The organism is Lysobacter olei (assembly GCF_054777355.1).
In genome coordinates, this window is sequence record NZ_BAAHAT010000001.1 from 250,554 (window position 1) to 263,618 (window position 13,065).

Below are 13,065 nucleotides of genomic sequence, written 5' to 3' on the forward strand. Positions count from 1 at the left end.
CCACACGCGCCGACGGCGCGCCGCGGCTCAGTCCGCCAGCAGCTCCGCCATCGCGGCGCGGTAACGGGCCTCGATGGCATCGCGCTCGATGTGCCGCCCCTCGGCCACCACGCGGCGGCCGCCCACCCAGGTTTCCCGCACCAGGTTGCGGTTGCCACTGAACAACCAGCGGTCCACGGCGTCGGCGTCGGTCGCGCCGGCAAACGCCGGGGCGTCGGCATCCAGCACCAGCAGGTCCGCATGGCGTTTTTCGTCCAGCAGGCCGATGGCATGCCCGGTGGCATCGGCCGCGCTGGCCATGACCCCGTGCATCAGCGTCTCGCCCACGCTCGTTGACGCGCTGCCGACGGCAATGTTGCGCCGACGCGTCACCAGCCGCTGACCGTATTCCAGCCAGCGCAGCTCCTCCACCGGTGACACCGAGATGTGCGAGTCCGAGCCCACGCCCCAGCGGCCGCCGGCATCCAGGTATTCGCGCAACGGAAACAACCCGTCCCCGAGGTTGCCCTCGGTGGTGGTGCAGATGGCAACCGTGGCGCCGCTGCGCGCAACGCCCTGCACTTCATCCGCATCGAGGTGCGTGGCATGGACCAGCGTCCAGCGCGTGTCCACCGTCGCGTTGTCCAGCAACCAGCGCACCGGGCGCGCACCGCGCACGGCCACGCATTCGTCCACTTCCGCCGTCTGCTCGGCGATGTGGATGTGGATGCGGCTTTCGCGTGGCAACGCGACCAGCACGTCGCGCATCGCGTCGGCCGGGACCGCACGCAGGCTATGCAGCGCGCACCCCACGCGCAAGGCATCGTCTTCATCGGCGCGAAGGCTATCCAGCAGTCGCAGGTACGCCTGGACGTCGTGACCGAAGCGGCGTTGGCGCTCGGACAGCGGGCGCCCGTCAAACCCGCCGGTCATGTACAGCACCGGCAGTAGGGTCAGGCGAATGCCGGTTTCGCGCGCGGCCGCGATCAGCGCTCGCGACATGGCGGCGGGGTCCGCATACGGACGGCCATCCGGCGCATGGTGCAGGTACTGGAATTCGCAGACCGTGGTGTAGCCGGCCTCCAACATCTCGGCGTACAGCTGCGAGGCCACGGCCTGCAGCCGCTCGGGGGTGAAGCGCGCGGCGAAGCGGTACATCGTCTCGCGCCAGGTCCAGAACGAATCCGCCGGATCCGTCTGGCGTTCCGCCATGCCGGCCATGGCACGTTGGAAGGCGTGCGAGTGCAGGTTGGCGATGCCGGGCACGATGCGCGCGGGCGTCGCGTGGGCGACCAGCGGCGACGCGCTCGCCGCGGCCACCGCGCCCTCGTCTCCTGCTGGGCGTTCCCGCTGCGGGGATTCCAGGCGCCCATCGGCACCCGTCGCCAAACCCCGGGGCGCGCTCCAGCCCGCCGCGGTCCATACCTTTGCCTGGGGAATCGTCTGCATGGCGCGAATTGTCGCCGCTGCGGCCGCGCTTGGCGACGCCCGGCGTGCGCGGCCCGCCGGCATTGATGTCCGAATCCGGCGAGTCAACGCCACCCCCCGGTGCTAGCCTGCTTTCATGTCCAGCGCCCCCACCCCTGCCCTTGCCGCCAGCAGCGCCCTGCCCGCGCCACAGGTCTGCGAGCAGGCCCGCTTGAGCCGGGACGCGCGCTTCGACGGCCTGTTCTTCACCGCCGTGTCCAGCACCGGCATCTACTGCCGGCCGGTTTGCCCGGCGCCTGCCCCGAAGCCAGAAAACGTCAGCTACTACGTCAGCGCCGCCGCCGCCGAATCCGCCGGTTACCGCCCGTGCCTGCGCTGCCGGCCGGAACTGTCGCCGGGCGATGGCGCCTGGCGACGCGGCGATGCGGTCATCGCCCGCGCACTGAAGCTGATCGACGACGGCGTGCTGATCGACCAGCCGCTGTCCGCACTGGCCGAGCGTGTGAACCTGGGCGAACGGCAGCTGAGGCGGCTGTTCGTGGAGCGATTGGGCGCGCCGCCGGTTGGGGTACATGGCACGCGACGGCTGCTGTTCGCCAAACAACTGCTGACCGAAACCGACCTGAGCATCACCGACGTCGCGATGGCCGCCGGCTTCGGCAGCCTGCGCCGTTTCAACACCACGTTCCGCGAGGCCTACCACATGGCGCCCCGGGACCTGCGCAAGCGGACCGTCCCGCGTGGCGAGGACGGATTGACGTTGCGACTCGGCTACCGGCCCCCGTACGACTTCAATGCCATGCTCGACTTCCTGCGCGGCCGGGCACTGCCGGGTGTCGAGCGCGTGGATGCCCATGGCTACTCGCGCGTGGTCGCGACGGGCACCGCTCCGGGCTGGCTGCGCGTAAGCGCTTGGCCCGGCGGCGACCATGCGCTGAAGCTGGAACTGCATGGCATTCCCGCGAGCGCGCTGCTGGACACGGTCAACCGTATCCGCCGCATGTTCGACCTCGATGCCGACCCCAGGGCCATCGCCGATGCGCTGGGCGCCAGCCCTCGCCTGAAACCGCTGCTGGACCGGCACCCCGGATTGCGCCTGCCCAGCGGCTGGGAGGGGTTCGAGATCGCGGTCCGCGCCATCCTGGGCCAACAGGTCAGCATGGCGGCCGCCCGCACGCTGGCGACCCGCATTGTCCATCGCTTCGGCCACGTGTTGCCGACGCCGCTCGCCGACGGATTGGAGTGCCTGTTCCCGACGCCGGAGGCGCTGGTCGACGCCGACCTCGCCAGCGTCGGCCTGACACGCGCACGCGCCGATACCGTCCGTGCGGTTGCGCGTGCCCTGCTCGAAGGGCGCGTCGACTTCCGCCCCGAGCGCACGCTGGATGATTTCGTCGCCTGCTGGGTCGCGCTGCCGGGCATTGGTCCCTGGACGGCCCAGTACGTCGCGATGCGCGCACTGGGCCATCCGGACGCCTTCCCGACGGACGACCTGGTGTTGCGCCAGCAGGCCTCCGGCAACGGCGACCTCATCACCGGCAAGGCCCTCGCCCGGGTATCCGAACAGTGGCGTCCGTGGCGCGCCTACGCCGTGATGCACTTGTGGCGCGACGCGGCCCTGCAGGCGGCATTCGCCGCGAAGCCGTCGCGCCAATCCCCTTCCCGCATCGCCACGGCACGGCGAGCGACGCCTGGAGCCACCCCATGATCCGCTACACCACCGTCGACAGCCCCGTGGGTCCGCTGCTGCTCGCCGCCAGCGATGACGGACTGCATCTCATCGAGTTCCACGAATCACGGCACCGCGTGTCCCGCGGCCCGGACTGGGAAGTGGGCGACCACGCGCTGCTGCGCGACGCCGTCCGCCAGCTGGACGAGTACTTCGCCGGCCGACGCCGCGCGTTCGACCTGCCGCTCGCACCGCGCGGCACCCCCTTCCAATGCGCGGTTTGGCGCACGCTGTCCGGCATCCCGTTTGGCGAGACGATCAGCTATGCGCAACTCGCGCAACGGGTAGGCAAACCAACGGCCATGCGCGCCGTGGGTGCCGCCAACGGCCGCAACCCGCTGCCAATCGTGCTGCCCTGCCATCGCGTGATCGGTGCCGACGGCAGCCTGACCGGCTTCGGGGGCGGACTCCCCGCCAAGCGGTTCCTGCTGCAACTGGAAGGCGCATTGCCCCGCGACGACCTGTTCGCCGCCTGAGGTCGCCCACCGGGCGGCTTAGAATGCGCGGATGACCGATACCAACGCATTCCCATGGGATGGCCTGATCACCGGCGTCTCGCTGGCCACGCTCGATGGCCCCGAAGGCTATGGCGCCATCGAGGATGGTGCGCTGGGCTGGCGCGACGGCGTGCTCACCTTTGTCGGCGCCCGCACGGCGCTGCCGGATGCGCCCGAGCGACTGGCCCGCGAGGTGGTCGACGCGTCGGGCTGGATTACCCCCGGCCTCATCGATTGCCACACGCACCTGGTGTTCGCCGGTGACCGCGCGCGCGAGTTCGAGTTGCGCCTGCAGGGTGCCAGCTACGAAGCGATCGCCCGGGCGGGCGGGGGCATTCTCTCGACGGTTCGCGCCACCCGGGAGGCCAGCGAGGACGAACTGCTGCGCCAATCGCTGCCGCGTGCCCGTGCCCTGCTGGCCGACGGTGCCACCACGCTGGAGATCAAATCCGGCTACGGCCTGGACCTGGACAGCGAGCGCAAGATGCTGCGCGTGGCGCGCCAAGTCGGCGAAGTACTGGGTGTGGACGTGCGCACCACCTACCTCGCGGCGCACGCGCTGCCACCGGAGTACAAGGAGCGCGCCGACGAATACATCGATGCGGCATGCAGCTGGTTGCCGGCGCTGCACGACGAAGGCCTGGTCGATGCGGTGGATGCCTTCTGCGAGGGCATCGGCTTCACCCCGGCCCAGACCCGGCGCATGTTCGCGGCGGCTCGCGCGTTGGGACTGCCGGTCAAGCTGCATGCCGACCAGCTCAGCGACCTGGGCGGCGCGGCACTGGCGGCCGAGTTCTCCGGGCTCTCGGCAGACCACGTCGAACACACCAGCGAGGACAGCGTCCGTGCCATGGCCGCGAATGGCACGGTGGCCGTGCTGCTGCCGGGGGCCTTCCACGTGCTGCGCGAGACCAAGCTGCCGCCGTTGGATACGTTCCGGAACCATGGCGTGGCCATGGCGGTGGCAACGGACTGCAACCCCGGCACGTCGCCGCTGCTGTCGTTGCGCCAGGCCATGCAGTTGGCCTGCACCCATTTCCGCCTGACGCCCGAGGAGGCGCTGCGCGGCGCCACCGTGCATGCTGCACGCGCATTGGGGCTGCCGGATCGGGGCGTGCTTCGCGTGGGCGCCCGTGCGGACTTCGTGCAGTGGCAGGTCAGGCACCCGGCAGAGCTGTGTTACTGGCTCGGGGGCCGCTTGGCTGACGCGGTGTACGCCGGCGGTCAACGCATCGGCTGAGCCGAACCCGCCGCGCCTTCCCCGCCAGCGACACCCAGTGACGCCCCGCCACGCCAGACCGGCACCCACAAAAAAGCCCCGCATTGCGGGGCTTTTTCGTCAGCGCTGGCAGCGCTTATTCCTTGGCGGCGGCCTTCTTGGCCACGACCTTCTTCGCCGGGGCCTTGGCCACGGTCTTGGCGGTCTTCTTGGCCACCGGCGAGGCAGCGTTGCCGGTCGCCTTGGTCACGGCCTTGGCCGCACGGGCGTTGCCGTAGCTGGAGTTGTAGCGCTTGCCCTTGGCGGTCTTGCGGTCGCCCTTACCCATGGTCGTGCTCCTGAACTGGTACTCAAAAGTTGAACAAAGATGCCGCGCCGGGACGTCCAGCCCCGCCGCAGGCACCGAATCGGGATCGCGGCTGTCGCGCGCGAGACCGCAAAGCCTAGCACAAGCCGGCCCCCGGCCGCCTCAGTGGGCGCACTGGGCGTCGTGGACGTGGCCGTGGTTCAGCCGCAGGTTGACCAGGTGCGCCAGCCCGACCAGCGTGCCGCCCAGCGTCATCGCCACCGCATGCGGCACCAGCGAATGGTGCAGCGGCGCGTACAGCACCCCCGTCCACAGCACGATCAGGCCCGGTGCCAGCAGCGAGATGGCGCGGATGGCGCGGTGCCGGCGGTAGCCCCAGACGATGCTGAACAGCCCGAGCAGCGAGGCGAACACGACAAAAGCAAACTCGAACGCATCGCTGCTGAGGCTGGCCAGCCCCAACGCGGGCAGCAGCGCGATGGCCACCGGGATCAGCGCACAGTGCGCGGCACACACCAGCGAGCCCATGGCGCCGAAGCGGTCGAGCAGGTGGCGGATGCGGTGTTGGGGCATGGCCGTGACTTCCGGGAGGGGTGAATCCATAATTGCAATACTATAACATTACGCATCACTTCGTCAGCTGGACGCTTTGCTCCGCATGAACCGGATTCGCGCACCCCGTCGCCTGCCACTGGCCCTCGCCCTCGCCTTGGTCCTGCCCGCAGTTCACGCCGCCGAGCCACCGCAGGCGCAGACCGAACACGAGCACGACGCCGTCGACCTGGATGCGGTGATCGTGAAGGCCACCCCGCTGGCCGGTACCGCCGAAGAGCTGACCCGGCCGGTGGAAGTGCTGACCGGTGAGGAGCTGGACGAAGCCAAGGCCAACTCGCTGGGCGAAACGGTCAACAAGTTGCCGGGCGTGCAGTCCTCCTACTTCGGCCCTGGTGTCGGCCGGCCGATCATCCGGGGCTTCGACGGCGCCCGTGTGCAGGTCGTGAGCGACGGGCTGGGCAGCGGCGACGTGTCCACGGTGAGCGTGGACCACGCGGTCAGCATCGAGCCGTTCCTGGCCGACCAGATCGAAGTGCTCAAAGGCCCGGCCACCCTGTTGTACGGCAGCGGCGCCATCGGCGGCGCGGTCAACGTGATCGATGGCCGCGTGCCGGAGGCCGTCACCGACCAGCCGCTGCAGGGCCGCGCCGAACTGCGCGCGGGCAGCGTCAATGACGAGAAGACCGGCATGGTGCGCCTGGACGGCACCTCCGCCTCGGGCAACCTCGTGTTCCATTTCGACGCCCTGCACCGCGAAACCGGCGAGGTCGAGATCCCCGGCCAGGCGGAGAGCGCATGGCTGCTCGCCGAGCATGGCGAGGAGGCCGATCCCGCCAACGAAGGCCGCCTGCCCAACAGCTTCGTGCGCAACGACAGCGCCGCCCTGGGCGTGTCGTGGGTGGGTTCGCGCGGCTTCGTGGGCATGGGCTACAGCCTGTTCAATTCACGCTACGGCATCCCGGGCGGTGGCCATGCGCATGCCGACGAGGGCGATGGCGAAGGCGACGCCCACGGCGACGGCGTGCACATCGACATGGACCAGCGCCGCACCGAGCTGCGTGCGGGCCTGAACGACCTGGGGATGTTCCAGTCGCTGCGCGCCAAGGTCGCCCGCACCGAATACACCCACACCGAATACGAAGGCGACGCGGTCGGCACCGTATTCGACAACGACAGCACCGAGGCCCGCATCGAACTGGTGCACCAGCCACTGGCCGGCTGGAACGGCGCGTTTGGCGTTCAGTGGGGGCAGCGCGATTTCGTGGCCGTGGGCGACGAGGCGTTCGTCCCGGGCTCCAGTTCGAGCGACGCCGGCCTGTTCTGGATCGGCCAGCGCGACGTCGGTCCGGTGAAGCTGGAACTGGGTGCGCGCCACGACCGCAGCAAGGTGGACGTGGACGAGAGCGTGGCCATCGGCCCGAGCCGCGACTTCGACACCACCAGCCTGTCGGCCGGCCTGAAGTGGGAGCCGATTGATCCGGTGCACATCATGTTCGGCCTGGACCGGGCGCAGCGCGCACCGAGCGCCGAAGAGCTGTATTCCAACGGCCTGCACGTGGCCACCAACAGCCTGGAACTGGGCACGCCCACGCTGGACGTGGAAACCGCCAACCGCGCGGAACTGGGCATCCACTGGCACCACGGCCCGTTCAAGGCCAGCGCGTCGATCTATCACGTACGTTTCGACGACTACCTTTACCTGGCCGACACCGGACTGGTGGAACACGAGGTGCCGATCCGCCTGTGGACGCAGGGCGACGCCCGCTTCAATGGCGCCGAAGCGGAGGCCAGCTGGGCCTTCGCCGACAACGCCAGCGGCCAGTGGGACCTGCGCGTGTTCGGCGACTTGGTCCGCGGCGAACTGGCCGGCAGCGGTACCCGCGAAGTGGCCTTCACGCTGGAGCACGAAGGCGTCAGCGAGGACTACATTGCCGAGCTGCCACAGGACGGCAACCTGCCGCGCATCGCACCGTCGCGCCTGGGTGCCGAACTGCGCTGGGAGCTGGGCCAATGGCGCGCCTCGCTGGGCGCGGTGCGCTACGCCGAGCAGGACCGCGTGGCGGCATACGAACGTCCTACCGACGGCTACACCCTCGTTGACGCGCATGTCGCGTGGCACCTGGATACCGCCGGTGGCAACGGTCTGGAAGTGTTTGTCGACGGCAGCAACCTGCTCGACGAAGAGGCGCGGCCGCACACCTCGTTCCTGAAGGAACTGTCGCCGCTGCCGGGCCGCGGCTTCGTGGTGGGCGTACGCGCATTCTTCTGACGAAAGGCCATCCACCCCAGGCGTGTCGACACGACATGCCCTGAACCGCACGCTGCGTGACGAGGCCCGCCCCTTGGCGGGCTTCGTCGTTTCGCTCCGCGCCACCCAAGAAAGACGATGGTGGGGTTTACCGTCGCGCAGACGCAGGTGTATCAACGACCCATGCCGCACACCGCCCACACGCCTCGTTACTGGCCCCTCGTCCTCGCCGCCACCGCCACCCTGCTGGTGACCATGGGCATCCGCCAGTCGCTGGGGCTCTTCATGGAGCCGCTGGGGCGTGACACCGGCCTCGGCATCGCCGAGATCAGTTTCGCGTTGGCAATAGGCCAGCTGATGTGGGGCGCGTCGCAGCCGCTGTTCGGCATGGTCGCCGACCAGCACGGCCCCGGCCGGGTGTTGGTGGCCGGTGGGCTGATGCTCATCGTGGGCCTGCTGCTCGCGCCCGCGCTGCCCAGTAGTTGGGGCCTGCTGCTGACCTTGGGCCTGCTGACCTCGGCGGGCGCCGGCGCCGGCAGCTTCTCCATCCTGATCGGCGCGACCGCGCAGCACATTCCCGCGCAGAAGCGCTCGATGACCGCGGGCATGATCAATGCGGGCGGATCGATGGGTCAGTTCCTGTTCGCACCGTTCGTGCAGGCAGTGATCGCCGCCGCCGGCTGGGCCGCCGCGATGTGGGCGCTGGCGGCGACCGCACTGGCCACGTTGCCGCTGGCGTGGCCCCTGCGGCGACGCGAAGCGCCTGCTGCCGCCACGCAGGCCGCGGCAGCTCAACCGTCCGCCGCCATTGGACTACGCGAACAACTGCGCATCGCCGCGCGCGACCGCAGCTACTGGTGCCTGCACCTGGGCTTCTTTACCTGCGGCGTGCACGTGGCCTTCCTCGTGACCCACCTGCCCACCGAGATTGCGATGTGCGGCTTGTCGGCCAACGTGTCCGCAGTGAGCCTGGCACTGATCGGCCTGTTCAATATCGGCGGCAGCCTCGCCGCGGGCTGGCTGGGCCAGCACTACCGCATGAAGTACATCCTGGCGGGCATGTATGCCAGCCGCGCGCTGTTAATCGTGGTGTACCTGCTGTCGCCGCCCACCCCGATGACGTTCTTCCTGTTCTCGGCTGGGCTGGGCCTGACCTGGCTGGCGACCGTGCCCCCCACCGCCGGACTGGTCACCAAGCTGTTCGGGCCGCGCTACCGCGGCACGCTGTTCGGACTCACGCTGCTGTCGCACCAGATCGGCGGCTTTTTCGGCGCCTGGGTCGGCGGCCTGGTCATGGAGCGCTTCGGCGACTACACGTGGATGTGGTACGCCGACATGGCCCTGGCGCTGGCGGCAGCGGCGGTCAACCTCCCAATCCGCGAGCGTCCGTTGGGCCTGGAAGCCGCGCGGGCGTGATCGCAACGGCGCCGCCCCGCGTCGCGCAACGGGCGTCCCAGCGATCTAGACTGGCCCCAACTTGCAGAAGGACGGGGTCATGAGCGAGCAGATCAGTCACCTTGCCCGGTCATTGCTGGAGCACGGCCGCACCGAGTTCACCGCGCTGGAACGCAGCCTGCTCGAGCGCCTGTCGCGTCGCCCGCCGCTGTCGCGTGACCCCCAGGCCGATTACGAGGAAGGCCTGACGTTCGGCCAGCGCCTGGCCGACCGCATTGCGCGCTTCGGTGGCTCGTGGGGTTTCATCATCCTATTCATGCTGGTGCTGGTGGCGTGGGTGGTGCTCAACACGCTGGTGCTGCTGCGCCACCCCTTCGACCCCTACCCCTTCGTGTTCCTGAACCTGATCCTGTCGATGCTGGCGGCAGTGCAGGCGCCGGTAATCATGATGTCGCAGAACCGGCAGGCGGAAAAAGACCGCGTGACCGCCGCGCACGACTACGAGGTCAACCTGAAGGCTGAGCTGGAGATCATGTCGCTGCATGAAAAGCTGGACCGCATGCGCGACGAACAGCTGGCGGCGCTGATGGAAGAGCAGCAGCGACAGCTGACGCTGATTGAACGATTGTTGCGAGAGCGCGACGTCCGCGATTGACCCGCTACGACTCACGCAGGCAATCCGCTTCGCGGGCAATGCACGCGAAGCCGGCAGACGTTGGCGTGCGCTCTGGATTGCCTGAGCCACTGGCGCGATGAATCAGTCGTGCGGCGTATCCGCGACCGGCGCGGCGCACGCCGCGCACACGCCATGCACTTCCAGCGTCTGGCTGCGCGGCGTGAACCCCAGCGCACGCGCACGCGCATCCAGCGTCTGCACGATGCGCTCGTCCTCCAGCTCTGTGGCTGACTGGCACTGGTCGCAGATCAGGAAGGGCACGGCATGCGCCGGTGCGCCCGGGTGGTGGCACGCCACGAAGGCGTTGATCGACGCCAGCTTGTGGATGAAGCCATGCTCCAGCAGGAAGTCGAGCGCGCGGTACACCGTGGGCGGTGCGGCGGCGTCGTGGGTCTGCTTCATCCGGTCAAGCAGGTCGTAGGCCTTCATCGGCCGGCTGGCATCGGCGATCAAGCGCAGCGCGCTGGCGCGCAACGGCGTCAGCCGCAAGCCACGCGCCTCGCACGCCCTTTCCACCTCGGCCACGAAGGCATCGCCGTCGTGGACGTGGTGTTTGGGGTCGGTGCAGGCGTGGGCGTGGCTCATGCCCCTGATTTAGGCGCTGGCCGGCAGCTTTGCAAGCGCGGCGTCGATGCGCTTCACGGCCTCGGCCTGCCCGGCCAGGTACACAGTGTGCGAGATGTCCGGGCTGACCTGGGTGCCGGTGATCGCCACGCGCATCGGCTGGGCCACCTTGCCCATGCCCACGCCGCAAGCCTCGGCGGTCTCGTGCAGTGCGGCGGAGACCGCTTCGGCGGACCAAGCCGGCAACGCGGCCAGGCGCGCGCGCGCGTCGGCCAGCGGCGCCTGCGCGGCGGCGGTCAGGTGCTTGGTGACGGCCGCCTCGTCGTAGGCGGTCAGCGGGTGGAACCACACCGCCGCGCGCTCGGCCATCTCCTTCAGGGTCTGCACGCGGTCACGCAGCGCGATGACGATGTCTGCCGCCTTCGGCCCATGCGCGAGGTCGTAGCCCTGCGCCTTGAGGTGCCACTCCAGATGCCTGGCCACCGCTTCCGGCGCATCGGCCTTGAGGTACTGCTGGTTCAGCCAGCCCAGCTTGGCCGGGTCCAGGCGCGATGCCTTGGAGTTGACATCCGTCAGGTCGAACAGCTGTGTCATCTCGGCGATGGAGAACACTTCCTGGTCGCCGTGCGACCAGCCCAGTCGCACCAGGTAGTTGAGCAGCGCGTGCGGCAGGTAGCCCATGTCCCGGTACTGCATGACGTCGGCGGCGCCGGTGCGCTTGGACAGCTTGGCGCCTTCCGGGTCGAGGATCATCGGCAGGTGCGCGAAGTGCGGCACCGGCGCGCCCAGCGCTTCGTACAGGTTGATCTGGCGCGGGGTGTTGTTGATGTGGTCGTCGCCACGCACCACGTCGGTGATCTGCATGTCGAGGTCATCGACGACCACCGCGAAGTTGTAGGTCGGATAGCCGTCCGGGCGGAAGATCACCAGGTCGTCGAGCTCGCTGTTGGCGATCTCGATGCGGCCCTTCACCTTGTCCTCCCACGCCACCACGCCGTCCTGCGGGTTCTTGAAGCGGATGACGCGATTGGGATCGTCGCGGTACGGCGCGTTCTGCTCGCGGTAGGCGCCGTTGTAGCGCGGCTTCTCGCCCTTGGCCATTGCCGCTTCGCGCATCGCGTCCAGCTCGCCCTTGGATTCGTAGGCGTAATAGGCCTTGCCGGCCGCGATCAGCTGCTCAGCGACTTCCTTGTAGCGCTCGACGCGGTGGGTCTGGTAGATCGGACCCTCGTCATAGTCCAGGCCCAGCCAGTCCATCGCCAGCAGGATGGCGTCGATGGCCTCCTGGGTGCTGCGCTCGCGATCGGTGTCCTCGATGCGCAGGATGAACTGGCCGCCGCGGCGGCGCGCCTCCAGCCAGCAGTACAGCGCGGTGCGGGCGCCGCCGATGTGCAGGTAACCGGTGGGGCTGGGGGCGAAACGGGTGCGGCAGGTCATGCGGGGGTGGCTCGGGCGGAAAGGGGGCATTTTACCCGGAGTTGGGGGGAGGTCCCGGTGTAGAACGATGTGCGGCTCCGGGACGCGCCGTCCAGCGTGGGCATTGCGCCTCGACAAGTCGGGACATCCTGTCTCGAGTCACCGCAGGCCCGTCCGGGCCGGGGCGGTGCACCGGGCGTTCAATCGGGCCACGTGGCAATGCCGCGTAAGCAGCCTGCTTTTACCCAAGGCCTTCTCCATGAAACGCACATGCCGGGCGCCGCTCCCTACCGGAGCTTCTACAATGGGCCGATGACCACCTTGTTCATCTCCGACCTACACCTGGACGCCGAGCGTCCGGACGTCACCGAGCTGTTCCTGCGCTTTCTCCGTGACGAGGCGATGCGCGCCGATGCGCTGTACATCCTCGGCGACCTGTTCGAGGCATGGGTGGGCGATGACGATCCATCCGAAGTGGGCGCCGCGGTGGCCACGGGCACGCGCGCGGTGCGCGATGCGGGCGTGCCGGTGTACTTCATGCGCGGCAACCGCGACTTCCTGCTCGGCGCCGACTACGCGCGCCGCGCCGGGATGACGCTGCTGCCCGACCCGGCCGTGGTGATGCTGTACGGCAAGCCTACCCTGCTGATGCACGGCGACCTGCTGTGCACCGACGACACCGCCTACCAGGCGTTCCGCGCCCAGACCCGCAATCCCGACTGGCAGCGCCAGTTCCTCTCGCAGCCGCTGGCCGCGCGCCTCGCGTTCGCCCAGCAGGCGCGTGCGGCGAGCAAGGCACACCAGGCGGGCATGCAGGGAAAGATGGAGACGATCACCGATGTCGCACCCGCCACTGTCGAAGGCACGCTGGCGCGTTACGGCGTGGACACGCTGATTCATGGCCATACGCACCGCCCTGCGGTTCACGAACTGCGCGCGGGTGCGCACGCTTGTCGTCGCATCGTACTGGGCGACTGGTACGAGCAGGGTTCGGTGTTGCGCGTAAGTACGGACGGCCTCGATCTGGCGACCTTGGCCTGAGCGAACCCTCG

At 69.2% G+C, this 13,065-nt stretch carries 12 protein-coding genes; 7 read left to right on the forward strand and 5 right to left on the reverse strand.

Annotation, left to right across the window (positions count from 1 at the left end):
• Positions 1 to 27: 27 nt before the first annotated feature.
• On the reverse strand, positions 28 to 1,428 hold the full coding sequence (locus ACYVBS_RS01285) for a formimidoylglutamate deiminase (RefSeq protein WP_460821294.1): 1,401 nt from the start codon (positions 1,426 to 1,428) through the stop codon (positions 28 to 30).
• A gap of 115 nt (positions 1,429 to 1,543) precedes the next feature.
• Here ACYVBS_RS01285 and ACYVBS_RS01290 point away from each other — a divergent pair, with 115 nt between their 5' ends.
• The 3 genes from ACYVBS_RS01290 to hutI are packed head-to-tail and all read left to right on the forward strand — an operon-like array spanning position 1,544 to position 4,873.
• On the forward strand, positions 1,544 to 3,115 hold the full coding sequence (locus ACYVBS_RS01290; protein ID WP_460821295.1) for an AlkA N-terminal domain-containing protein: 1,572 nt from the start codon (positions 1,544 to 1,546) through the stop codon (positions 3,113 to 3,115).
• Complete coding sequence (locus ACYVBS_RS01295) at positions 3,112 to 3,612, forward strand: methylated-DNA--[protein]-cysteine S-methyltransferase (protein WP_460821296.1); 501 nt, start codon at positions 3,112 to 3,114, stop codon at positions 3,610 to 3,612. Before ACYVBS_RS01290 ends, ACYVBS_RS01295 begins: the two co-directional genes overlap by 4 nt.
• A gap of 31 nt (positions 3,613 to 3,643) precedes the next feature.
• On the forward strand, positions 3,644 to 4,873 hold the full coding sequence (hutI, locus tag ACYVBS_RS01300; RefSeq protein ID WP_460821297.1) for an imidazolonepropionase: 1,230 nt from the start codon (positions 3,644 to 3,646) through the stop codon (positions 4,871 to 4,873).
• A 115-nt stretch (positions 4,874 to 4,988) separates the two neighbouring features.
• Here hutI and ACYVBS_RS01305 read toward each other — a convergent pair whose 3' ends face one another.
• Positions 4,989 to 5,180, reverse strand: a complete 192-nt coding sequence (locus tag ACYVBS_RS01305; RefSeq protein ID WP_460821298.1) for a 30S ribosomal protein THX — start codon at positions 5,178 to 5,180, stop codon at positions 4,989 to 4,991.
• Between the two features lie 141 nt (positions 5,181 to 5,321).
• Positions 5,322 to 5,732 (reverse strand): MerC domain-containing protein, encoded by a 411-nt coding sequence (locus ACYVBS_RS01310; RefSeq protein ID WP_460821603.1) that lies wholly within the window; start codon positions 5,730 to 5,732, stop codon positions 5,322 to 5,324.
• An 85-nt stretch (positions 5,733 to 5,817) separates the two neighbouring features.
• Here ACYVBS_RS01310 and ACYVBS_RS01315 point away from each other — a divergent pair, with 85 nt between their 5' ends.
• The 3 genes from ACYVBS_RS01315 (at position 5,818) to ACYVBS_RS01325 (ending at position 10,012) form a co-directional block, all read left to right on the forward strand.
• Entirely contained in the window at positions 5,818 to 7,983 is a 2,166-nt protein-coding gene (locus ACYVBS_RS01315) for a TonB-dependent receptor (protein WP_460821299.1), read from the forward strand.
• 162 nt (positions 7,984 to 8,145) lie between these two features.
• Positions 8,146 to 9,378 carry an MFS transporter gene (locus ACYVBS_RS01320; protein WP_460821300.1) on the forward strand — a complete coding sequence of 411 codons (1,233 nt, stop codon included), beginning with the start codon at positions 8,146 to 8,148 and terminating at the stop codon, positions 9,376 to 9,378.
• Positions 9,379 to 9,457: 79 nt separating this feature from the next.
• Positions 9,458 to 10,012 (forward strand): DUF1003 domain-containing protein, encoded by a 555-nt coding sequence (locus ACYVBS_RS01325; protein ID WP_460821301.1) that lies wholly within the window; start codon positions 9,458 to 9,460, stop codon positions 10,010 to 10,012.
• Between the two features lie 102 nt (positions 10,013 to 10,114).
• On the opposite strand, the gene ACYVBS_RS01330 is transcribed toward ACYVBS_RS01325, so the two are convergent.
• Together ACYVBS_RS01330 and gltX are read right to left on the reverse strand one after the other, a co-directional pair.
• The gene (locus ACYVBS_RS01330; protein ID WP_460821302.1) at positions 10,115 to 10,618 is read right to left on the reverse strand and encodes a transcriptional repressor; all 504 of its coding nucleotides are present in this window, start codon (positions 10,616 to 10,618) and stop codon (positions 10,115 to 10,117) included.
• Between the two features lie 9 nt (positions 10,619 to 10,627).
• Positions 10,628 to 12,034 carry a glutamate--tRNA ligase gene (gltX, locus tag ACYVBS_RS01335; protein ID WP_460821303.1) on the reverse strand — a complete coding sequence of 469 codons (1,407 nt, stop codon included), beginning with the start codon at positions 12,032 to 12,034 and terminating at the stop codon, positions 10,628 to 10,630.
• A 291-nt stretch (positions 12,035 to 12,325) separates the two neighbouring features.
• Here gltX and lpxH point away from each other — a divergent pair, with 291 nt between their 5' ends.
• Complete coding sequence (gene lpxH / locus ACYVBS_RS01340; RefSeq protein WP_460821305.1) at positions 12,326 to 13,054, forward strand: UDP-2,3-diacylglucosamine diphosphatase; 729 nt, start codon at positions 12,326 to 12,328, stop codon at positions 13,052 to 13,054.
• Positions 13,055 to 13,065 lie beyond the last annotated feature (11 nt).